Source organism: Bradyrhizobium hipponense, from assembly GCF_008123965.1.
Classification (GTDB): Bacteria; Pseudomonadota; Alphaproteobacteria; order Rhizobiales; family Xanthobacteraceae; genus Bradyrhizobium; species Bradyrhizobium hipponense.
On the sequence record NZ_VSTH01000076.1, the window covers coordinates 41,603 to 63,034 of the forward strand.

Genomic DNA, 21,432 nt, shown 5'->3' on the forward strand with positions numbered 1-21,432 from the left:
TACACGCAGGCAATGGCGTTAACGTCGCACGGGCGGTCACTCCGCCGCAAGCGGCTTTGTCGCCTCCGCCTTGAGCTCGGCCCGGGTCTTGGGCTTAGCCTTAATTCTCAGCTCTTCGAGATCCTGCCGGTCGCGCTCGCTGTTGCGGAAAATTTGCTCTTTTCCAGGCAGATATTGCGGCGGGCAGAACACCCCGTCCGCCCCGTACCAGGCCGCCGCCTTCATGGTGAAGAAGGGGTCAACCAGATGCGGCCGCCCCAGCGCAACGAGATCCGCCCGGCCGGCGGCCAAAATCGTGTTGGCCTGGTCCGCGGTCGTGATGTTGCCGACGCACATGGTGGCGACGCGCGCCTCGTTCCGGACCTGGTCGGAAAACGGCGTCTGGAACATACGCCCATAGATTGGTTGCGCATCGCGCACGGTCTGCCCGGTCGAGACGTCGACGAGATCGACACCGGCTTCAGCAAAGGCGCGCGCGATGGCGACGGCGTCGTCACCGTCGATGCCGCCATCAGCCCAGTCGGTTGCGGAAATACGTACCGACATCGGCTTGTGCGACGGCCACACCGCCCGCAGCGCTTCGAAGACTTCGAGCGGGAAGCGCAACCGGTTCGCCAGCGAGCCACCGTATTCGTCCGTCCGGGCATTCGTCAGCGGCGAGACGAAGCTTGCGAGCAGATAGCCGTGAGCGCAGTGCAATTCGAGCATATCGAAGCCGCAGCGCTCGCCGCGCTCGGCCGCCGCAACGAATGCATCTTTCACCGCGTCCATACCCGCGCGATCGAGCTCGCGCGGCACCTGGCTGTCGGGAAAATAGGGCAGCGGCGATGCCGAGAACACGTCCCAGCCGCCCTCGTCCAGCGGCCGGTCCATGCCGTCCCACATCAGCTTGGTCGCGCCCTTGCGGCCGGCGTGCCCGAGTTGCAGGCATATCTTTGTGGCCGAGTTGGCGTGGACGAAATCCACGATGCGCCGCCAAGACGCCTCCTGCTCGTCGTTCCAAAGGCCTGCGCAGCCCGGTGTGATCCGGGCGTCGCGGCTGATGCAGGTCATCTCGGTGAAGATCAGGCCGGCGCCACCGATGGCGCGCGAGCCATAATGCACCAGATGAAAGTCGGTCGGCACGCCTTCATTGGCCGAATACATGCACATCGGCGATACCACCGCGCGGTTGGCGATCTCCATCTCGCGCAACCGGAATGGCTGAAACAGCGGTACCATTGGCTTGTTGGTATCGACATCAAAGCCGTTGTCGTGAACCTGCTTGGCAAACGACTTCTCAACTTCGGCAACGAAATCCGGAGCGCGTAGCTTCAGATTGTCGTAGGTGATCGCCTTCGACCGCGTCATCACGCCGAACGCGAACTGCACGGGATCGAAATTCCAGAAGCGATCGACATGCTCGAACCAGACCAGCGAGACGTCGGCAGCGTGCTGTGTCTTCTCGACCTCCTCGCGGCGGCCGTGCTCATAGATCTCCAGCGCAGCCTTGATACTGGGCGCGTTCTGCATCGCCTCGGCCAGCGCAATGGCGTCTTCCATCGCAAGCTTGGTGCCGGAGCCGATCGAGAAATGCGCGCTCGCCTTGGCGTCGCCAAGCAGCACCATGTTGCCCTTGACCCAGCGCTTGCTGCGGATCATCGGGAAATTGCGCCACATCGAGCGGTTGGTGAGCAGTTGGTGCCCGTCCAGGAACCAGCCGAAGATCTCGGACATCCGCGCCGCGGATTGGGTCTCGTTCAGCCCGGTCAATCCTGCCCGCTCGAACGTCTTCGGATCGGTCTCGAAGATCCAGGTCGAGTGCCCGGCTTCGTATTGATAGGCGTGGGCGATGAAAGGCCCCCACTCCGTCTCCTGGAAGATAAAGGTGAACGCATCGAGCGGCTTGGTCGAGCCCATCCAGGCGAACATGTTGGTGCGGACGTCGACTTCCGGCTGGAAGTGGTCGACATATTTTTCGCGGAAGCGGCTATTGATGCCGTCGGCAAGCAGGATCAGATCGGCGTCGGCGAAGCGGGCATCGTCTTCGATATCCACTTCGAAAAGCAATTTGACGCCGAGCTCGCGCGCCCGCTCCTGAAGGATCAGGAGCAGTTTCTGCCTTGAGCAGCCGCAGAAACCGTTGCCGCCGACCCGATGCACCGTGCCGCGAAAATGCACGGCGATGTCGTCCCAATAGGCGAATTCCTGGGTGATGCGCCGATAGCTCGGAAGATCATGTTTTTCGAAGTTGTCCAGCGTGGCGTCCGAAAACACCACCCCGAAACCGAAGGTGTCGTCGGCGCGGTTGCGCTCATACACCGTGATTTCGGCGCCCGGGCGCTGCTTCTTGAGCAGGATCGCTGCGTACAGACCCGCAGGTCCGCCACCGATGATCGCGACTTTCATGGGAGCCTCGCCAATTCAACCGGCCACGAAACTATTTTAAGCCTAAAATAATTTCGCGCAAGCCCCCATTCGATGGGGTAGATCGCAGCGCCCGATTTAGTCGCCCCTGAAGACCGGCTTGACCTTGTTGGCGAAGGCCTCGAAGGCGCGACCAAAATCGGCCGTCGTCATGCACAGCGCTTGAGCAATGGCCTCCGCTTCGATCGCCTCTTCCACCGACATCGCCCATTCCATCGCCAGCATGCGCTTGGTCATGGTGTTGCCGAAGGTTGGACCTTCAGCGATCTGCTTGGCCAGCAGTTGCGCCTGGGGCAGCACCTGCTCCGGCGTGACGATGCGGCTGAAGAAACCCCAGCGCTCGCCCTCCTCAGCGGTCATGAACCGGCCGGTGTAAAGCAGCTCGGAAGCGCGGGACTGTCCGATGATCCGCGGCAGGATCGCGCACGCCCCCATATCGCAACCGGCAAGACCCACCTTGTTGAACAGGAATGCAACCTTGGCCCCGCTCGCCGCAAGGCGCATGTCAGAGGCCATGGCGACGATTGCACCGGCCCCGGCACAAATGCCCTCGACTGCCGCCACGATCGGCTGCGGGCACGCCCGCATTGCCTTGACGAGGTCACCCGTCATTCGCGTGAAGGCGGTGAGCCCCTTGGTGTCCATTTTCACGAGCGGGCCGATGATCTCGAACACGTCGCCGCCGGACGAGAAATTGCCGCCGGCGCCGGTGACGACGATGACCTTGACCGCATCGTCAAACCCACAGGCTCGGAAAAAATCGGTCAGCTCTCGATAGCTCTCGAACGTCAACGGATTCTTCCGCTCGGGACGGTTGAGCGTCACGGTGGCAACCCCATCCACGACGGCCAACAGGAAGTGCTCTGGCGAATAGTCCGCGAGCGGCACGGTCACGGGATTGGCTGGTCTGCTCATGCGATCTCCTTAGCTTCCATGTTCCGCGCGCGTGCTGCGCGCGCTAGATCTCGCCGCCCGCGACGGCAACCGCCTGTCCTGTGATCGCGCTAGCACCCTCGCCGCACAGCCAAAGCACGGCGTCTGCCACCTCCTGAGGCGCGATCAGACGCCCCTGCGGATTGTGCTTGGCGAGCTCGGCAACCGCCTGCTCGCGGCTACGACCGGTCTTCTTCATGATATTCTCGATACTGCCGGCAACCAGATCGGTGTCCGTGAAGCCCGGACACACCGCATTCACGGTCACGTTGCTGCCGGCCATCTCGAGGGCAAGGGATCGTACCAGACCGATGACGGCGTGCTTGGCAGCAGCGTACGCGCTCACATAGGCATAGCCCTTCAGCCCAGCCGTCGATGCGATAGCGACGATGCGTCCGTAGGGACGATCCTTCATTCCAGGTAGCACCGCGCGGACGGCGTGGACCACGCCCATGAAATTGACGTCCATCATGCGCGCGAAAAGCGCACTGTCTGACTTCGAGAATGGCGCGGATTCAGCGCTGCCGGCGTTGGCGATCAGGATATCGATGGGTTGTCGTGCGTGTGCTTCGGCGATGGCCGCCTTCAACGCAGCTTCGTTCGAGACGTCGGCAACAGCCGCGAAATGCGCCGCCCTTACGCTGATCGCCTCTTCGAGTGTTGCTGCATTCCGGCCAAGCACCGTGACCGTGGCACCGGCACCGACAAGAGCCGCCGCAATCGCGCGACCTATGCCGCGGCCGCCACCGGTCACCAGCGCGTGGGTCGAATGCGGCAATCCGGACATGCGCTGACTCCCTGACACCTATTGGTCGCCTCCCGATATATTTTAACCTTCAAGTTTTTGCAATGAAGCCCAACTTGACGTCGCAAATGGCGCGCGGTGAGGCTCGGCCCAAAAATTGCTTTAAGCATAAAATTATCTCTTCCCATCCCCTGCAGGCCTGTTAGCATCCTCAGACCAAGCAAAAGGATATCACGTGTCGCAACCTGCGCCGATGATAACAAAGGACGGTCGCTTCGCCTACGAAAGCGCAGGCGATCCGGGCGCGATACCTTTGATCTTCCTGCATGGAATCGGCGGCGCGGCGCGGGCCTGGCGGCATCAGCTTGCCACGTTCGACGACCGTTTTCATGCGATCGCGTGGGACATGCCTGGCTATGGCGGATCGGTGCCGCTTGCGAGCGTCAGTATCGCTGCCCTGGCGGATGCATTCCAGCAATTCATCGAGCAGCTTGGCGTCACCAAGCCTGTTCTGGTCGGTCATTCGATCGGCGGCATGATCGTCCAGAAGTGGCTCGTCCAGTTTCCCCAGCTGGCACGTGCAGTCGTCCTGGCGCAGACGAGCCCAGCCTTCGGCAAGACCGATGGCGACTGGCAGAAATCGTTCATCGCTGCGCGGCTCGGTCCGCTCGACCGGGGGGAAACCATGAAGTCGCTCGCGCCCTCACTGGTGAAAGAGCTGGTCGGTGACGATCCCGATCCGGAAGGATTGGAACTCGCACGCGAGTGCATGGCGAGCGTGCCGGAAGCAAGCTATCGCACCATGATGCTGGCCTTGATCGGATTCGACCAGCGCGGCTCTCTCAAGGATATTTCCGTACCGACGCTGCTGCTGTCCGGTTCCAAGGATAACAACGCCCCCGCTCCGATGATGGCGAAGACGGCGACGTACATTCCTTCAGCCGACTATGTCGAGCTGGCCGGCGTTGGCCATCTCGCCAATCTTGAGCGCCCTGAGGCTTTCGACGCGGCTCTCAGTCGGTTCTTGGAAGCTGTCGTGGCCAAAACACAGGTGACCGCACAATGACCCTGCAAGTCAGCAAGACCATTGGCGCCACGGATAAGGTCGCGCTGGATGCGCCGATCTTCGATCCCGTCGCGTTCCGCTTGAGCGACGAACAAGCTGGCATCATCGCGCGGGCGCGCGAGATCGGCCAGAGCGTGTTTGCCGCTCGCGCTGCGGCCTACGACCGCGAAGCTATCTTTCCGTCCGAGAATTATCGCGACCTGCACCGCGTCGGCCTGCTCGGCATTGCTGTCCCGAAGAAGCATGGAGGTCTTGGCGCGACCTACCAGACCTATGCCCTGGCAGCAGCCGAGATCGGCCGCTATTGCGGCGCAACGGCGCTCACCTGGAATATGCATGTGTGTTCGACCCTGTGGTCGGGCCCCCTCGCCGACGATCTCGATATGGATCCAACGACCCGCGCGGAACACGAGCGGCGACGTGCAGTCCACTACAAGCGCATCGTCGAGGACGGCGCGATCTATTCGCAGCCATTCTCGGAGGGCGGTGCAGCGGCGGCAGGCGGCGTCGCTTTCGGCACGCAAGCAAGGCCGGTCGAGGGCGGCTGGATCGTCAATGGCAAGAAGATCTTTGCATCGCTCTCCGGCCACGCGGACTATTACGGCGTGCTCTGCACCGAGATTGAGGAAGGCAAGAAGGCCTCGCGCCGCAACACCCTTTACTTGGCGATCGCCGCCAAGTCTGAAGGCGTCTCGGTCGTCGGCGACTGGGATCCGCTCGGCATGCGTGGCACGGTCTCACGGACGCTCCTGTTCAAGGACGTGTTTGTGCCGCACGAATCAGCGTTGATGCCGCGCGGCGTCTACTTTCAGGCCGCGATGCGCTGGCCGCACATGTTTCTGACGCTGTCCCCGACCTATATGGGTCTCGCGCAGGCAGCTTACGACTTCACCGTGCGCTATCTGCGCGGCGAGCTGCCCGGCACGCCGCCGGTCAAGCGCAGGATGTATCCGACCAAACAAATTGCAGTTGCGCAGATGCAGATCAAGCTCGAGCAGATCAAGGCGATCTGGTTCCAGGCAGTCACCGAGGCGCACGCCAATCCAAGCAAAGAGCAAGTGCTGCGTGCCTATGCCGCGCAATATTCGGTGATGGAAGGCGCCAACGAACTCGCGGCTCTCGCCATCCGCACCTGCGGCGGCCAGGCCATGCTTCGGTCACTGCCGCTGGAGCGGATCTATCGTGACAGCCGCTGCGGTTCGCTGATGCTGCCCTGGACAGCCGAGCTCTGCCTCGACCGTATCGGGCGCGAGGCGCTGTACGAGGCCGGCGAAACGGACGATTGACGGTGGACCTCTGTAGTCTGATCGATCGCAACGCGGCGTTCGCGCCAGACAAAACAGCCATTGCCTTCGAAGGGGAGCGGCTGAGCTATGCCGCGTTGGCCGCGCGCATCGCGCAGACCGCCTCGGCGTTGAAGAACGAATTTGGCGTCAGCCGGGGTGACCGTATCGCGATCCTGAGCCTGAATCGGCCGGACTATCTGGTTCTGCTCTACGCATGCGCACGGCTCGGCGCGATGCTCGTGCCGCTGAACTGGCGATTGGCCGTCGCTGAGCAACTCTTCATCCTCTCGGACGCTGGCGCCAAGATTTTGGTACTCGAGCAAGCACTTGCGGAGCTTCTTCCCGAGCTGGAGCGGACCTCGCTGGGAACAGCCGTCATCGGCTTTGACTTCACCCCGCTTCGCGGCGCAACATTTGAAAGTCTATTGGCTCGCGGTGACGGTAGCGGACGAAACCCGCATACCGACCTCTCCTGCCCGCTCCTTATCGTCTACACCTCAGGGACGACTGGACGACCGAAGGGCGCTGTGCTGCGTCAGGATGCGCTGTTCTGGAACGGGATCATGAGCCAGCACATGCACAACATGACGTCCGACGACCACGTGCTGACCGTGCTGCCGTTCTTCCATGTCGGCGGCCTCAACATCCAGACCACACCGGCGCTCCAGCTTGGGGCCACCGTCACGATCCAGGCGCGCTTCACGCCAGAGGCTGCGCTCGCCGCCATCGCGCACGAGCGGCCGACACTGACGGTGATGGTCCCGGCCATCATCCAGGCCGTGAGCGATCATCCCGACTGGGCTACCACCGATCTCTCGTCACTGAAGGCTGTCGCGACCGGCTCGACCATCGTGCCACCGCATCTGATCGATCGCTTCGTCGCACGCGGCATTCCAGTGCTTCAGGTCTACGGTTCGACCGAAACCTGCCCCATTGCAATTTACACGCGGCTTGGCGGCGATCATTCTCGCGCGGGATCGACCGGACTTGCCGGCTTGTGCTGCGAGGCTAAGGTGATCGATCAGGGCGGCACCGAAGTGCCGGCGGGCACGCCGGGCGAGATCGCGGTGCGCGGCCCCAACGTATTTTTCGAATATTGGGGCAATGCGGACGCCACGCGCGATGCGTTGCAGGACGGCTGGTATCGCACCGGCGATATCGGCCTGCGCGATGCCGACGGCTATTTCTGGGTCCGCGACCGCAAGAAGAACATGATCATCTCCGGCGGCGAGAACATCTATCCAGCCGAGATCGAACGCGTCTTGCTGGGACATCCTGATGTCAGCGAATGCGCTGTGATCGGCCGACCGGACCCGCGCTGGGATGAGGTGCCGGTCGCCTATGTGATCAGGCGATCCGGCTGCCGGCTCGAAGCCGACGAACTAAGAACCCACCTTCAGGCGCAGCTCGCACGCTACAAAGTTCCGCGCGATATCGTCTTCGTGGCCGACCTGCCGCGCACAGCGCTAGGCAAGGTCCAGCATTTCCTGCTGAAGCAGCTTGATGCGCAATCACGCGCGCAAGGAGAACCATCTTGAAGATTGCGGTTCTGGGCGGCGGGAACGGCTCTTTCGCAGCCGCAGGCGAATTTGCGCTATCGGGACATGAGGTCCGGCTCTGGCGCCGCGATGCAGATCAAGTCGCGGCACATCGCGCCGCTGGCTCTCGCATCCTGGTGAAGGACCACAACGGCCGCCACGACCTCAAGCTCGCACTCGTCACGACCGACATGGCCGAAGCCGTCGGCGGCGCCGAACTGATCCTGTGTCCTGCCCCTGCTTTCGCGCAGCCCGACATTGCCCGCCTGCTTGCTCCGCACCTACGGGACGGCCAGGTCGTGTTTTTACCACCGGCGACATTCGGCTCGATGATCTTCGCGCAAGCGGCGCGGGATTCCGGCAACCGCGCCAAGGCGAGTTTTGCGGAAACGGGTACGTTGCCTTGGCTGACCCGCAAGCACGGGCCATTCGAGGTCGCCATCACTATCCGCGCCAAACGGCTGCCGGTCGGCGTGTTTCCGCTCGATCAGGCATCCCACGCGATCGAGGTGATCGGACGTGCGTTCCCAGGCGTGATCGAACCGTGCGGCGACGCACTTTCCGGCGCGCTGATGAACGCGGGACCCATCATCCATCCGCCGTTGATCGTGATGAATGCAGGCCCGATCGAGCATTTCGAAAAGTGGGATATTCACAAGGAGGGAACGCAAGCCGCGATCCGCCGGGTCACAGACGCGCTCGATGCCGAGCGCATCGCGGTGCGTGAGGCGCTCGGATACGGCGCGCCGCATTTCCCGCTCGCTCATCACTATGCCAAGGAAGGCGAGATCTGGATGTATGGCCGCGGCTCGCATGATCGTCTGACCGATTCCGGCGACTGGCGTGAACGCATCGTCCTGACCGAGCATCGCTACATGCGGGAGGACCTGCGGCTTGGGCTATCGCTGCTGGTCTCCGTCGCCGCGATGGCCGGTGTGGCGACGCCACTGGCGAGAGCATTCCTGGCAATCGGCGGCGGGATCTGCGGTGAGGATTTTGCGCAAGGCGGACGAACACTCGAAGCGCTGGGCATTGGCAACCTCGGCAAGACCGAACTGCAGACTCTGCTTCGCAAAGGATTTTGACCGATGGCAACCCGCGCCAATATCGCCTGTCTCGGGGCCGGCCGCATGGGGCGCGGCATCGCCGTCGCATTCGCCTATGCGGGGCACAGCGTCACCATGATCGACGTCAAGGCCCGTTCCGCAGAAGACTTCGCCAGGCTGGAGGCGGACGCACTCAGCGAAATCAGAAAGACATTTTCCAGCCTGTCGAGCCTAGGGCTGCTGACCGAAGCGGACGTCGCCCCGCTCGTCGCGCGGGTCTCGGTGGTATCGACCAGCCGCAGTGAGGCGGCGCTATCCGACGCCGGAATGGTCTTTGAGGGGGTTCCTGAGGTCGTCGAGCTTAAACGCGAGGTGCTGGGCTCCGCATCGAGGCAGGTCCGTCCCGACACGCTCATCGCATCGACGACGTCCACAATCCTCGTCGATGATCTGTCCGGCGCGGTCGAAAAACCTCGCCGCTTCCTCAATGTGCACTGGCTCAATCCGGCCTATCTGATCCCGCTGGTGGAGGTTTCGCCCGGCAAAGCAACCGATCCCGCCATCATCGACGAGGTGAAGGTGTTGCTGGAGAGTATCGGCAAGGTCCCGGTGGTCTGTGCAGCGACACCCGGCTTCATCGTTCCACGCATCCAGGCGCTTGCAATGAATGAAGCCGCCCGCATGGTCGAGGAAGGTGTCGCCAGCGCAGAGGAGATCGATAAGGCGATCCGCTACGGCTTTGGCTTCCGCTACGCCGTGCTCGGGCTGCTGGAGTTCATCGATTGGGGCGGAGGTGACATTCTCTACTACGCCAGCCGCTATCTCGAAGGCGCCCTCGGCAGCGATCGTTATCGCGCGCCGGAGGTGATTTCACGGAACATGCAGGAAGGCAAGATCGGCCTGCGAACGGGGGCGGGCTTTCTCGATTATTCCGGCCTTGACGTCGACGCCTACCGCCTGGGACGGCTCAAGGCCATGGTCGAACTGCTCAGGCACTTCGGCCTTGCCCGCCCGCCAATCCTTGATCGTTAGCCAAAGACGTCCTGAAGCACGCCTTCCCGCACCACCGCCACGCCATCGAGCTCGATGGTCGTTCCCATCATCGGCAGGTCGAAATGGCCCGCCGTGTAGCGGCCGGCGAATTCGTTCGCGCCGGTCGAGAACAGGAAGTTACCGGAAACGGCGCGAATCTCCGTACCATTGGTATCGCGCTGGTCGTACATCGACAGCGCCTCGTAACGCGCGCCGGGGTTCATGCCGAAGCCGACATGCGACACAGCGTAGGCCTCGCGATCGCCCCAGGCCGCCAGATAGGCGCGCATCATCGCGGCATCCGCGCCCTCGCCTTCCAGCTCGACGACATAATCGTCCTTCAGCGTCATCTTCACTGGCGACGTCAGGTAACGCTTGAAGGTGAGATTGATATCGCCCGGCGCCATCACCAGCGTACCGTTGATCGTCCCGCTCTTGGGAAAGCTGACCACGATCCCGCCCGGCCAATGCGCCAGCGTGCCAGGCTTATCGGTCCAGCCCCACACCCCGACCGTCGAAGCTCCCACCATATCGACGTCGAGCGCAGTGCCAGCCTTTGAGGTAACCCGCATCCGCTTGGTCCCACGAAGCATCTTGGCCGCCGCCCGAACGCGCCTTTCCAGCGCGGGATCGGGCACCATCCGCTCCAGCGCCTCGGGATGCTCGTTGGAAATCACCAGGATGCGCGCTCCCGCTTTCAGGATCTCCGGCGTCTCGACCGCATGCATCAAGCCTTCGATGGTGCAATCCACGACGAATCCAGCCTGCTGAAGTGCGCTGACCACCGGTGTCAGCCGCTGGATCGCCTCGCTCGCCCCTGTCGAACGAACCGGGACGACGTGCCGATTACGCGGGGTCGGCAGCACCACATGAAACGGCCGCGCGCCCATGCGCAGCAGAGCAAGCTCGGCCAGATGCACGTTCAATGCGCGCGATTGCGTTTCCGACAGGATCGCCGCGGTATCGCCGGCCTTGACCGCGCATCGTTCGAAAATCTCGCAAAATGCGTCGATCCATTTTGCCTCGATGCGATCAGCCAGCATGTTTCACTCCCGGTATCGTGGCTTTTTGTTTGGTCAGATCACGCTTCGGGAAAGCCCCGCAAGAGGTACGATCGCAAGGTTCCCAACAGCCCGTTCAGGATCAAACCAAGCAGCGAGATCGTAATCAACGGTACGAACATGTCGACTGCCTGAAACGTTCGGGCCGCCGTCACGAGGACATGGCCCAGCCCGTCCGTCGACGTGATCATCTCGGCCAGAAACACCACGATGCAGGAAATGACAAGGCCGATGCGACAGCCCGTCAATATCGAGGGCATCGCTGCGGGTAGCACCACCTTGAAGAGGATCTCGTAGCGTGGCGTGCCCGCCGCCATGGCCGACCAGATCAGCTTCTGCTCGACAGTCGACGCACCATAGTAGGTGGACAGCAGAATGGGAAAGAGCGCGTCCGCCGCCACCAATGTGATCTTCGATCCATGGCCGAAACCGAGCAGCAGCAGCAGCGCCGGGTAGAGCGCGACCTTGGGCAAAGGCGCCAGTACCCGCACGATCGGGCGGACTATGGCATTGATCGCAGGATTGGCGGCGGCAGCGATGCCGACGCCCACGCCAAGCGCGACCGCAATGGCGAAGCCGGCAAACAGCCGGAACAAAGTCGCCGCGATCTCCTGTTGAAACGTCCACGTCACGAGCTGCTGCAGCAGCCGCCCGAAGACCGCTCCTGGCGGCGGCAGCAAGGCTGCGGGCGCAAGGCCGGATGACACGAGGCCCTGCCACACCGCGATCACCAGCACGATTGGCACGAGCCCAAGAGCGACATTTGTCGGGAGGAGGCGTGCGGTCATGAGAAGCTCAGCGGCAGGTCGAACTGAGGCTCGGACCAACGCACAAGCCTTGCGCGGATCCGCTCGAAGGCCGCATCGAGGCAAATTCCCATCGCCCCAACGATGATAATCATCGCAAAGACCGTGTCGTACTGGCCCATGTCGAGCGCATTGAACAGGATATTCCCGGCGCCGGACTGGCGGGCGATCATCTCGCTGGTGATCATCGTGATCAGCGCCAGTACCAGCCCCGTGCGGCACCCGGTCAGGATCTCCGGCAGCGCTGCCGGCAATACGATCCGCACCAAACGTTGCAGGGGTGAGAGCCCCATCGCCGCGCCGGACCACAGCATCTTCTCTTCGACAGCCTTGGCGCCTTCAAAACTGTGATAAATCACCGGCAGGCTGACACCAAGAAAGATCACCAGTGTCTTCGTGATGTCGCCGACGCCGAGCCACAGCATGATGATCGGCATCAGGGCGGCCTTGGGCACTGGATAAATGATCATCAGCAGCGGATTGAAGAACGCCGCGACGGCGCGGCTGCGGCCCATCAACAGGCCCAGCGGGATCGAGAACAGCACCGCGACACCAAACCCGATCGCCATACGGCGGAGCGACGCCAGAATGTTGATCAGCGCCTCCTTGTCGCCGAGGATGTCCGGGATCGCACGGATCGCCTCGATCGCGGTCGGAAAGCTATCGTTCTTCAGCGCGAGCGACGCGATCTGCCATATCGCCAGCAGCCCGATGCAGGCGAACACGGGGGCAGCACGTCTGGCCAAGTCCGCCGGCGACATCATGGGGGTGATCCGGCTTCGTCGCTTTCATCAAACATCCGCTCGATGTCGACGACGTACTCCTGATAGCGTGCGTCAAGCAATAGCTCGCTCCGGCGACGCGGCCGCGGCAGATCGATGTCGATGACCTGCCGGATACGGCCAGGAGACTTCGACATCATCACGACCTTGTCCGACAGGAAGACGGCTTCATCGACTGAGTGAGTGACGAACAACACCGTCTTGCGGTCGCGCTCCCAGATGTTCAAAAGATCGTTCTGCAAGCGCGTCCGGGTGTGTGCGTCAAGCGCGCCGAACGGCTCGTCCATCAATAGAACTTCGGGGTGGTACGCCAGCGTCCGGGCCAGTGCCACGCGCTGCTTCATGCCACCCGATAGTTCCTTGGGATAGAAGTTCTCGTAGCCCTTGAGCCCGACCATTTCGATCAGAGCCAGGCTCTGTGCTTCGGCCTCAGCGGTACGCACGCCTTGCTGGCGCGGGCCATACATCACATTGCCGAACACCGTCTTCCAGGGAAACAGCGCGAACTCCTGAAACACCGGCCCACGATCCGGGCCGGGCCCTGTGATCGCCTTGCCCTTCATCTTTGCTGCGCCGCTGGTCGGGCTGACGAAGCCTCCGACGATGTAGAGCAGCGTTGACTTGCCGCAGCCGGACGGACCGAGAATGGAGACGAATGCTCTCTCTTCGATCGTCAAGGAGATGTCCGACAAAGCCAGATGATCCCTGCGCGACGAGGTCTGAAATACCTGCGAAACGTGGTCGATCTCGATGATCGCAGAAGCCGGCTTTTGTGGCGTCACCGGTCTCACCCATTCGCTCGATCTCGAAGGCACTACCTTCATCCCGTCTCTCGCCTCACTGGCGCGCGAATGCTGCGCAACCGATCTGCTGAATGTCCTCCATCAGCGATACGAGCTTAGCAAGAAACTTGCCAAATAGGCGGCCGTTTTCGCACAGGAGCGGCGCGTCATTCGAACCAGGGCCATTCGGCCGGGCCGTCATGCGTCACCGCTCCACCCGGCGCCTGGCCAACCAGTCGCGCATATTTCGCGAGCGCACCTGCGCGATGACGTGGCGGCCGTGGCTTCCAATCATGCCGTCGCGCCGCAAGTTCCTGCTCGCCGATCAGCAAATCCATACGGCGGCCGGCCGCATCAATCCGGATCCTGTCCCCGTTGCGAACAACTGCCAACGGGCCTCCAACAAAAGCTTCCGGGGACACATAGCCGATGCACATGCCGCGGGTCGCGCCGGAGAAGCGTCCATCGGTGATCAAGGCCACCTTCTCGCCCATGCCCTGTCCGTAGATCAGCGCAGTGACGCCGAGCATCTCGCGCATACCGGGACCGCCGACCGGGCCTTCGTTGCGGATTACCAGCACCTCGCCCGCCTTGTAGCTGCGGTCGCGTACCGCTGCGACGCAAGCTTCCTCGTCTTCGAACACTCGTGCCACGCCTTCAAAGAACTGGCTTTTCAGACCTGCAACCTTGATCACCGCGCCATCGGGACAGAGATTCCCCTTCAGCACCGCCACGCCACCATCGGGCATGATCGGTGCACGGGCCGCGTAGACGATCTCCCCATCGGGTGCGTTGGCCGCGCCATATTCTTCCGCGAGTGTGCGGCCCGTGATCGTCAGGCAGCCGCCATCGATGTGTCCGCTTTGAATGAGCTCGCGGATCACGACGGCGGCGCCGCCGATGTCGTAGACATCCTTCGCCGTGTACTTGCCGCCGGGTCGCAGGTTTCCGATCATTGGCGTCCGGGCGAAGACCTCCCCGACGTTATCGATCGTGAACGGGATGCCGGCTTCGTTCGCAATCGCCGGCAGATGCAGCGCAGCATTGGTCGAACCGCCGGTCGCGGCAACGATTGCCGCGCCGTTCTCCAGCGCTTTGCGCGTCACGATGTCGCGTGGCAGCGGCCCGCCATGTTCCAGCATCTGCATCACCAGCCGTCCGGCGCGCCGGGAGATCTGCGCGCGCTCGGTGTAGACACCGGGTACCATCGAGACATTGGGAATGGTGAGGCCCATGGCTTCCGACACCATTCCCATGGTGTTCGCGGTGAATTGTCCGGCACAGGCTCCGATCGTCGGCAGACACGCGCGCTCGATCCGTTCGAGCGTCGCCCCATCGATCTCTCCTGTCATAAAGCTGCCGACGGCTTCATAGGAGTCGAGCACGGTCAGAGTTCGTCCATCCAGGCGGCCAGGCAGCGAACTGCCGCCGTAGATGAAGATGGACGGCACGTTGCAGCGGACCATTCCCATCATCACGCCGGGAAGCGTCTTGTCGCACCCGCCATAGCCGATCAGCGCGTCATAGGCGAGACCATGAACGACTGCCTCGATGGAGTCGGCGATCAGCTCGCGCGAAAACAGGGAAAACTTCATTCCCTCGTGATTCATGCTGATGCCGTCGGACACCGAAACCGTCGAAAACTCCCGCGGCGTGCCGCCGGCCTCCTCGATCCCTGCCTTGGCTGCATCCACCTGGAAGTCGTGAGTCATGTTGCAGGGCGTCTGTTCGCCCTTCATGCTGACGACGCCGACCATCGGCTTCGCAATCGCCGCGTCATCGAGGCCCATGGCGCGCATGAACGCGCGATGCGGGGCCCGGTCAAGGCCGTCAGTCGTTATCCGCGATCGCAACTTCTTCATATTTGCATCATCTTCACGCAATGTCCCGCATATGGCGGGACATTACGACTAGGTTGATACGACAAACGGCCAACCGCCTATTGTAGCGGCGCGACGATCGTCGGATGCTTGAACTGCGCGACATCCAGCTTCGGCAGCATTCCCGTCTCCGCGTAGATGTCCAGCATCTTCTGGATCGCAGGGAAATTCGGCGCCGCACCCGGGTCGCGGCCGAAATCATTGTCCTTGAGCAGATATGTCTCGAGCACCGGGACCGGCGCCTTCAACACCTCCGACACCACCTTCAAAGTCTCTTCGCGGTTCGCCAGTGCCTTTTTCATGCCCGAGGTGATGTCGCGGACATAAGCCTTGACCGCCTCGGGATTCTTGTCGACGAAATCGGCACGGCAGGCTTCCAGGATGTGCACGATATTCGGCATGACCTGCGACAGCGAGAACAGCTTACGGGTGCCACCCTTCGCCTCCGCGCGCGCGGCAAACGGCTGATTCATGTTGACCGCATCGACTCGCCCCTGGCGCAGGGCGTCTTCGGAGACGGCAAAGCCGACCTCGACGAGCTTGATATCCTTGGACGGATCCACACCATTTTGCTTCAAGAGCAAATTGAACGGCCCTTGCGTCCCGCCGCCGATCACGGAAATCCCGACCGTCTTACCCTTGAGGTCGGCAATAGTCTTGATCGGGGAGTCATCCATCACCGCCCAATAGACCGAGAATCCGCCGGGCTTCTCGAACACGTGCTGTGCCACGATGTAGGCCTTGAGATTGCCACCGACCACACCATTGGAGAGCGACAGCGGCGCCTGCGTTGCGCAATCAAGCGCTCCGGCTGCCAACGCCTGCGTCATCGGCGCGGTGCCCTGGAACTGAGTCCATTCGATGTTGTAGGTCTTGCCGATGTCGGGAAATTCGGCCGGCCTACGCATCATCCAGTATTTGGATTCCTCAGCAGGGATCGTCCAACCGACGCGGATCGTCTGCTGCGCCCCTGACGGGGTTGCGAATGCAATCATGGTCGCCGCCGCTCCTACAGCCAGCATCCACCTCGAAACCGTCCGCATCGTGCCCACTCCGTTGCTCGAGCGCCGACCGGCGCCACCCAACCCGACCAGCCCAAATGTTTCATGGTTCAAACAATCAAGCAAGCCATGCAGCCGGGCCGGTTTCGCCGGGGAGTGGCGCTGTATGGTACGATCGCGGTCGCTCGGCGTTTACGCGACGACATGAGGAAGCAACCTATGGCTGACACGAGCAAGACAAACCCGCAAGGCGTCGAGAGATTGGGCTATCTTGGCCTTGGACTGATGGGGACGCCGATGACCCGCCGCCTGCTCGCGGCCGGCCATCGGGTCACCGTCTGGAACCGCTCGCTCGGCAAGGTCACACCACTCGTCGAAGCCGGCGCCAAGCGCGCGATGACTCCGCGCGACGTCCTCGCCAACTCGGACATCGCCTTCATGTGTGTGACAGATGCCGCTGCCGTAGAAGAGGTGCTTTTCGGCGCCGAAGGCCTTTCAGCGGCTCCCGGTGCAGGCAAACTGGTCGTGGACTTCTCATCGATCCATCCCGATGCCGCGCGCGATCTCGCTTCGCGACTGAGAGAGACGAACAGCGCGGGCTGGATTGATGCGCCGGTATCGGGCGGCACCAAGGGTGCCGAGGAAGGGACGCTTGCCATCATGGCCGGCGGAGACGCGGCGGACATCGAAAGGGTGCGGCCTTACGTCCTCGCCATGGCGCGCAGATTCACCCACATGGGTCCCACCGGAGCCGGTCAAACCACCAAGCTCTGCAATCAGGTGATCGTCGGATGCGCGATGGCCGTCCTTGCCGAGGCAACGCGCCTTGCGACCAATGCTGGAATCGACGCCGGTCGACTGCCCGAAGCGCTTGCCGGCGGCTTTGCCGATTCGATTCCGCTTCAGCTTTTCGTGCCAAGGATGGTCCAGGGCATTCACTCGCCGCCGCTTGGCCACATCGCAACCATGCTCAAGGACCTCGATACCGTCGCGGACGTCGCCCAGGCGACATCGACGCCTGTGCCGATGGCCTCACTCGCCGGCCAAATCTTCAGGCTGGCAAAGGCCGCCCGCGGCGCGGATGCCGACGCACTGGAGATTTACAAGCTCTCAGCCGCAGAGCGTTGAGCAGCAGAGAGCGACCTGAAATGCGTTACGGTTTGCGCCCGTCATCAGCCAAGAACCTGCCAAACGTCCCACGCGCGAACAGCAGTGGCTCTTTTGTATTATAAGTATAGGCCTCGACCGCACCGAGAAAAATCACGTGATCGCCGCCATAGTAGCGGTTGACGGAACGGCATTGAAAACTGGCGACGCTCTCGGCAAGTACGGGAGCGCTGCCAAGCCCTGGGCTCCAGTCGACGCCTGCAAATTTGTCGTCGGACGATTTGGCGAATTTGTTGGCCAGCGCCTGTTGCGACGCTCCGAGTACGTTGACTGTGAAATGGCTGGCGTTCTGGAACACGGTCAGGCTCGAGGAATAGACCACCAGACTCCACAGAACCAGTGGAGGATTCAGCGACACCGAAGCGAACGAATTGCACGTCAGACCGTAGGGCTTCCCATCAGGCGCCGCGGCCGTGATGATAGTGACGCCGGTGGCGTATGAGCCAAGCGCGTTGCGAAAATCGCGGGGATCGATCGGCGAGCTATCGCTCGCAAGTTCATTGGCTGAATCAGGGACGGCCGGCTGCTTCGGCAGATCATTCATCGGCCGGCCTCACAGCGTGAGATTTTCGGACGGCAGGCCAAGCGCCACACGTCCATAATTGGTTCCGGCGGCGTCGAAATTGAATGCGAGATGCGAATTGATCGCATGGGCGTCGCGGAATTGCCTCTGCAACACCCCCGTCGTGAACAAACCGCGCGCTCCGCTTGCCGCAAACAGCATCGACACTGCATCGGTGCACAGATTGACCGAGAACGCCCCGTCGCGCCGATATCTGGTCTTGGTCGCGGTGTCGGGAATACGGCCCCGCCGCGCGGCCTCCATGGCCTCGATACAGGCCGAGCGCATGACCAGACGCGCAGCATCGATCTTGGCGGACGCCTCCGCGATCTTGATCTGCGTACTTTGAAAGTCACTCAGCTTGGCACGGTTGTAGGTGGAAATGCGATGACGTGCGACCTCAGTGTAGTCGTCCAGGCATGCCTGCGCATTTCCGAGAGCTACTCCCGACAGGACGTAGGGAAACAGCGAAAACACGGGCAAGGCGTACAGCGGATTGGGATTAACGTGGCTTCCCGGCGTCGGACCGCCGGCGAGCTCGCCGACGGCGACCGTCATGTGGTCCGCCACAAAGGCTTCCCTGACCTCCACGTCGCAAGAACCGGTACCCCGCAGCCCCGTGACGTTCCAGGTGTCGAGGACTTTATAATCGCTCCTCGGCAGCAGGAAGATCCGATACTCGATGCCGTCTGCCTCGTCGTCGGAATAGACCACGCTTGCAAGCATGTTCCATTCGCAGGAGGCGACGCCGGAAGAGAACGGCCAGCTTCCGTGCAGCCGGTATCCGCCCTTGACCCGCGCGGCACGGCCGGCAGGAAAGATGAACGATGATGCAATCAGCGCGTCGGCATCCCTTCCCCAAACCAGATCCTGCGCCTTCGCATCGAACATGCCGAGCATCCAATGGTGGCTCGCCAGGTTGGCGAAGTTCCAGGCCACGGACGCGTCAGCCTGTCCCAGCAAATCGGCGCAGTCGATCAAGGCAACATAGTCGAGCTCGGCGCCGCCAATGCGCCTTGGCTGAAGCATCCGGAACAGACCGGCGTCGTGGAGATCCCGCTCGGTCTCCGGCGGAAGATGCCTCAGCTCTTCGGTCCGGGCCGCCCGCTCCCGCAGCTGCGGCAGGAGCGATCGCGCCCTTGCGACCATCGTCGCATAGGCGCTTTCGCCGGCTTCCGGCCCGATGGACTGACCCATGCTCGGCTCTTGACCAGGCGCCATTCCTGTCCCTCGCTTTCAGATAGTTATGCGGCCGGAACCTCACTAAATCAAGCCGATGCAAATCGACGGCGCGCACAACTGCTGCATGCGAGCGGACCAGCCACTTCGCTCAGGTCGACGCTCCGGGTTTCGCCGGCCCCAAGGCGCCTTTCCGGATGAGCTCCGTGATCCGGCCCTGGTCATAACCAAGCGTCTCACGCAAAATTTCCTCTGTGTGCTCACCCAGCAGCGGCGCAGCCACGGGGTCAACCGCCGCGGTGAAGCTCATGGTAATCGGCGGCTCAACGTTGGGCACCCATTCCGCCGTTCGATGCGGGATCCGACTCAAGCGATGGCGCTCACGGGCTTCCGGTGCATTGAACCCCTCCTCGACGGTGCGGAGATAGCCGACCGGGATATTGGCCAGCTTCATCTTCGCCATCCAGTTCTCGAGGCTGTCGCTTGCAAAGACCTCCGCGATGGCCGCGCGCAACAGCTCCTTATTCTCGGACCGCGCTTTTCGCGTGGCGAACCGCGGATCGGTGATGAGATCAGGCCGCTTCAACACCTCGACCACCAGCCGACGATAGAGCCGGTCGTTGGCGCAGGCCATGTAGAGTGGTCCGTCGGATGCCTCGTAGACGCCGACAGTAGGAGAGCCGCTTGGCGAATTGCCGAACCGACCTGGATTTTGTCCATTGATCAGATAGGCCATTCCATAGAAGCCGGTCATCGCCATCGCGACGTCGAACAGCGCGACCTCGACATGCTGGCCGCGACCGAGCCGATCCCGCGCAAGCAGGGCCAGCAGGATGGCATTGCAGGCAGACATCCCTGTCGCCATGTCCACGATGGGTGGGCCGGTACGAACCGCCGGGCCATCGGCAAATCCGTTGAGTGACATGAACCCGCTTTCGGCCTGGGTGATGGGATCGAAACCGGGACGCGAAGCAAACGGCCCGGTGCGCCCATAGGCCGAGATCGAGCAATAGACCAGCCGCGGATTGAGCGGCGCGACCGCTTCGTAGTCGAGGTCGAACTTCTTCATGACTCCGCTCGAAAAATTCTCCACGACCACATCCGCCTTGCGGATCAGATCCCGCACCACGTCGCGAGCCTCCGGCACGCTCAGATCGAGCGCAATGCCCTGCTTGTTGCGGTTCAGGCTGAGATAGGCTGCGCTCTCGCCGCCAGTCTCAGCGTGCTCATAGGCGCGCGTGTCGTCGCCGCCGTCCGGGTTCTCGATCTTGATGACGCGGGCGCCGAAGTCGGCAAGCGTCTGCGTGCAAGCCGGCCCCGCCACAACGCGCGTAAAGTCGACGACCAGCAGACCATCAAGTGCAGTTGGCGCTCCCGTCGTCCGCGGCGAACGTTCCGGCAACTGAGGCTTGGTGGTCATCGATAGGGCTCCCTTTACATCGGCTTGTGGCCGCCGAATTTCCTGCAAGAACGAACTTAAAGCCCGACGCCGCGGACTTCGCAAGTGATTCACTCATCTCGCCTCGAAACGCGAAACGGCCCGGCAGCCGTCAGGCTGCCGGGCCGCTAAAACATCTGGGCGCGCCGAAGCTGCGCCTCGCGCGAACCAGCCTACCCTACGCGCGTCACGTTCCGCATCACGGGAAACCCTGCTCCATCGCTCAGCGCAGCCACTTTCGCCGGTACAGCGTATGCGATCAGGCCCACGGCACCTTGGGTTCGTAAAGCCGATAGCCCCCTGAATAAAATTATTGGCAGACACCGGATTGTCCGTCCTATCCGAGACGATGCTGTTCCATCCGATACGCCACCCTCTGGCCTCGATGGCTCGCATCAGCCTGAGCTGGAGCCCCCGCCCCCAATGCCTGGGCAGAACGCCGACCCTGGAGAAGTACCCGCTCTTTCGCGCGTGAGTCGACGGCACAACGCCGGCGAAAGCGATCGCCTGATCATCATGATAGGCGAGCCACCATGAACCCAGCTCGAACCGCGGTAGGGCTGCGCCATCGAGGAATGTCAGCCGGTACAGGTCGCCGAGAGTCTCGGCAATCTCATCTTCATCCGCATCGACCATACGAATTCTGTACATCGAATGCCCAATACATCGCATGCCCAATGCGACTGGCTGATCCGGAGCGCCAGCGAGGCCGGCCTCACCGC

Annotated in this window: 18 protein-coding genes and 1 pseudogene; 6 read left to right on the forward strand and 13 right to left on the reverse strand. The window is 62.4% G+C overall.

Going from position 1 to position 21,432, the window contains the following annotated elements:
- Positions 1 to 36 precede the first annotated feature (36 nt).
- The 3 genes from FXV83_RS22070 to FXV83_RS22080 form a co-directional block, all read right to left on the reverse strand.
- On the reverse strand, positions 37 to 2,388 hold the full coding sequence (locus FXV83_RS22070; RefSeq protein WP_148741485.1) for a bifunctional salicylyl-CoA 5-hydroxylase/oxidoreductase: 2,352 nt from the start codon (positions 2,386 to 2,388) through the stop codon (positions 37 to 39).
- Positions 2,389 to 2,484: 96 nt separating this feature from the next.
- Positions 2,485 to 3,321 (reverse strand): enoyl-CoA hydratase family protein, encoded by an 837-nt coding sequence (locus FXV83_RS22075; protein WP_148741486.1) that lies wholly within the window; start codon positions 3,319 to 3,321, stop codon positions 2,485 to 2,487.
- Between the two features lie 43 nt (positions 3,322 to 3,364).
- Positions 3,365 to 4,126 (reverse strand): SDR family NAD(P)-dependent oxidoreductase, encoded by a 762-nt coding sequence (locus tag FXV83_RS22080; protein WP_148741487.1) that lies wholly within the window; start codon positions 4,124 to 4,126, stop codon positions 3,365 to 3,367.
- A 193-nt stretch (positions 4,127 to 4,319) separates the two neighbouring features.
- On the opposite strand from FXV83_RS22080, the gene FXV83_RS22085 reads away from it, so the two are divergent.
- From FXV83_RS22085 to FXV83_RS22105, 5 genes are read left to right on the forward strand one after another with little or no spacing between them, the layout of a single operon-like run.
- A complete protein-coding gene (locus FXV83_RS22085) occupies positions 4,320 to 5,150 on the forward strand; it encodes an alpha/beta fold hydrolase (protein ID WP_148741488.1) in 831 nt (276 codons plus the stop codon).
- A complete protein-coding gene (locus FXV83_RS22090) occupies positions 5,147 to 6,436 on the forward strand; it encodes an acyl-CoA dehydrogenase family protein (protein ID WP_148741489.1) in 1,290 nt (429 codons plus the stop codon). Before FXV83_RS22085 ends, FXV83_RS22090 begins: the two co-directional genes overlap by 4 nt.
- Before the next feature lie 2 nt (positions 6,437 to 6,438).
- On the forward strand, positions 6,439 to 7,974 hold the full coding sequence (locus FXV83_RS22095) for a class I adenylate-forming enzyme family protein (RefSeq protein WP_148741490.1): 1,536 nt from the start codon (positions 6,439 to 6,441) through the stop codon (positions 7,972 to 7,974).
- Entirely contained in the window at positions 7,971 to 9,059 is a 1,089-nt protein-coding gene (locus FXV83_RS22100) for an NAD/NADP-dependent octopine/nopaline dehydrogenase family protein (RefSeq protein ID WP_148741491.1), read from the forward strand. The genes FXV83_RS22095 and FXV83_RS22100 overlap by 4 nt, the downstream gene beginning before the upstream one ends.
- A gap of 3 nt (positions 9,060 to 9,062) precedes the next feature.
- Positions 9,063 to 10,052 (forward strand): 3-hydroxybutyryl-CoA dehydrogenase, encoded by a 990-nt coding sequence (locus FXV83_RS22105; protein ID WP_148741492.1) that lies wholly within the window; start codon positions 9,063 to 9,065, stop codon positions 10,050 to 10,052.
- On the opposite strand, the gene FXV83_RS22110 is transcribed toward FXV83_RS22105, so the two are convergent.
- The 6 genes from FXV83_RS22110 to FXV83_RS22135 all read right to left on the reverse strand — a co-directional run bounded on the left by FXV83_RS22110 (position 10,049) and on the right by FXV83_RS22135 (position 16,406).
- Entirely contained in the window at positions 10,049 to 11,095 is a 1,047-nt protein-coding gene (locus FXV83_RS22110; protein ID WP_148741493.1) for a 2,5-dihydroxypyridine 5,6-dioxygenase NicX family protein, read from the reverse strand. The two genes, FXV83_RS22105 and FXV83_RS22110, sit on opposite strands and share 4 nt — an antisense overlap.
- Positions 11,096 to 11,133: 38 nt before the next feature.
- Positions 11,134 to 11,901, reverse strand: coding sequence for an ABC transporter permease (locus FXV83_RS22115; RefSeq protein ID WP_148741494.1), 768 nt, complete (start codon positions 11,899 to 11,901; stop codon positions 11,134 to 11,136).
- A complete protein-coding gene (locus FXV83_RS22120) occupies positions 11,898 to 12,683 on the reverse strand; it encodes an ABC transporter permease (RefSeq protein ID WP_148741495.1) in 786 nt (261 codons plus the stop codon). The genes FXV83_RS22115 and FXV83_RS22120 overlap by 4 nt, the downstream gene beginning before the upstream one ends.
- Positions 12,680 to 13,525 carry an ABC transporter ATP-binding protein gene (locus FXV83_RS22125; protein WP_148741496.1) on the reverse strand — a complete coding sequence of 282 codons (846 nt, stop codon included), beginning with the start codon at positions 13,523 to 13,525 and terminating at the stop codon, positions 12,680 to 12,682. Before FXV83_RS22125 ends, FXV83_RS22120 begins: the two co-directional genes overlap by 4 nt.
- Before the next feature lie 125 nt (positions 13,526 to 13,650).
- Positions 13,651 to 15,345: a dihydroxy-acid dehydratase gene (ilvD, locus tag FXV83_RS22130; protein WP_148741497.1), complete on the reverse strand. Its 1,695-nt coding sequence runs from the start codon at positions 15,343 to 15,345 to the stop codon at positions 13,651 to 13,653.
- A 77-nt stretch (positions 15,346 to 15,422) separates the two neighbouring features.
- Positions 15,423 to 16,406, reverse strand: a complete 984-nt coding sequence (locus FXV83_RS22135) for an ABC transporter substrate-binding protein (RefSeq protein ID WP_187436072.1) — start codon at positions 16,404 to 16,406, stop codon at positions 15,423 to 15,425.
- 177 nt (positions 16,407 to 16,583) lie between these two features.
- On the opposite strand from FXV83_RS22135, the gene FXV83_RS22140 reads away from it, so the two are divergent.
- Complete coding sequence (locus FXV83_RS22140) at positions 16,584 to 17,492, forward strand: NAD(P)-dependent oxidoreductase (protein WP_148741499.1); 909 nt, start codon at positions 16,584 to 16,586, stop codon at positions 17,490 to 17,492.
- A gap of 25 nt (positions 17,493 to 17,517) precedes the next feature.
- On the opposite strand, the gene FXV83_RS22145 is transcribed toward FXV83_RS22140, so the two are convergent.
- The 4 genes and pseudogenes from FXV83_RS22145 to FXV83_RS22160 all read right to left on the reverse strand — a co-directional run bounded on the left by FXV83_RS22145 (position 17,518) and on the right by FXV83_RS22160 (position 21,361).
- Entirely contained in the window at positions 17,518 to 18,075 is a 558-nt protein-coding gene (locus FXV83_RS22145) for a flavin reductase family protein (protein WP_148741500.1), read from the reverse strand.
- Positions 18,076 to 18,084: 9 nt separating this feature from the next.
- Positions 18,085 to 19,290: an acyl-CoA dehydrogenase family protein gene (locus FXV83_RS22150; protein ID WP_235940060.1), complete on the reverse strand. Its 1,206-nt coding sequence runs from the start codon at positions 19,288 to 19,290 to the stop codon at positions 18,085 to 18,087.
- 133 nt (positions 19,291 to 19,423) lie between these two features.
- Positions 19,424 to 20,692 carry a CaiB/BaiF CoA transferase family protein gene (locus FXV83_RS22155; RefSeq protein WP_148741502.1) on the reverse strand — a complete coding sequence of 423 codons (1,269 nt, stop codon included), beginning with the start codon at positions 20,690 to 20,692 and terminating at the stop codon, positions 19,424 to 19,426.
- Between the two features lie 277 nt (positions 20,693 to 20,969).
- Positions 20,970 to 21,361 (reverse strand): annotated as a pseudogene (locus FXV83_RS22160) (GNAT family N-acetyltransferase).
- Between the last annotated feature and the right edge of the window lie 71 nt (positions 21,362 to 21,432).

Coding starts and splice junctions, on each gene's coding strand:
- FXV83_RS22070 (WP_148741485.1), bottom strand. CDS start 2,388: ATGAAAGTCGCGATCATCGGTGGCGGACCTGCGGGTCTGTACGCAGCG.
- FXV83_RS22075 (WP_148741486.1), bottom strand. CDS start 3,321: ATGAGCAGACCAGCCAATCCCGTGACCGTGCCGCTCGCGGACTATTCG.
- FXV83_RS22080 (WP_148741487.1), bottom strand. CDS start 4,126: ATGTCCGGATTGCCGCATTCGACCCACGCGCTGGTGACCGGTGGCGGC.
- FXV83_RS22090 (WP_148741489.1), top strand. CDS start 5,147: ATGACCCTGCAAGTCAGCAAGACCATTGGCGCCACGGATAAGGTCGCG.
- FXV83_RS22105 (WP_148741492.1), top strand. CDS start 9,063: ATGGCAACCCGCGCCAATATCGCCTGTCTCGGGGCCGGCCGCATGGGG.
- FXV83_RS22110 (WP_148741493.1), bottom strand. CDS start 11,095: ATGCTGGCTGATCGCATCGAGGCAAAATGGATCGACGCATTTTGCGAG.
- FXV83_RS22115 (WP_148741494.1), bottom strand. CDS start 11,901: ATGACCGCACGCCTCCTCCCGACAAATGTCGCTCTTGGGCTCGTGCCA.
- FXV83_RS22120 (WP_148741495.1), bottom strand. CDS start 12,683: ATGATGTCGCCGGCGGACTTGGCCAGACGTGCTGCCCCCGTGTTCGCC.
- FXV83_RS22125 (WP_148741496.1), bottom strand. CDS start 13,525: ATGAAGGTAGTGCCTTCGAGATCGAGCGAATGGGTGAGACCGGTGACG.
- ilvD (WP_148741497.1), bottom strand. CDS start 15,345: ATGAAGAAGTTGCGATCGCGGATAACGACTGACGGCCTTGACCGGGCC.
- FXV83_RS22135 (WP_187436072.1), bottom strand. CDS start 16,406: ATGCGGACGGTTTCGAGGTGGATGCTGGCTGTAGGAGCGGCGGCGACC.
- FXV83_RS22140 (WP_148741499.1), top strand. CDS start 16,584: ATGGCTGACACGAGCAAGACAAACCCGCAAGGCGTCGAGAGATTGGGC.
- FXV83_RS22145 (WP_148741500.1), bottom strand. CDS start 18,075: ATGAATGATCTGCCGAAGCAGCCGGCCGTCCCTGATTCAGCCAATGAA.
- FXV83_RS22150 (WP_235940060.1), bottom strand. CDS start 19,290: ATGGGTCAGTCCATCGGGCCGGAAGCCGGCGAAAGCGCCTATGCGACG.
- FXV83_RS22155 (WP_148741502.1), bottom strand. CDS start 20,692: ATGACCACCAAGCCTCAGTTGCCGGAACGTTCGCCGCGGACGACGGGA.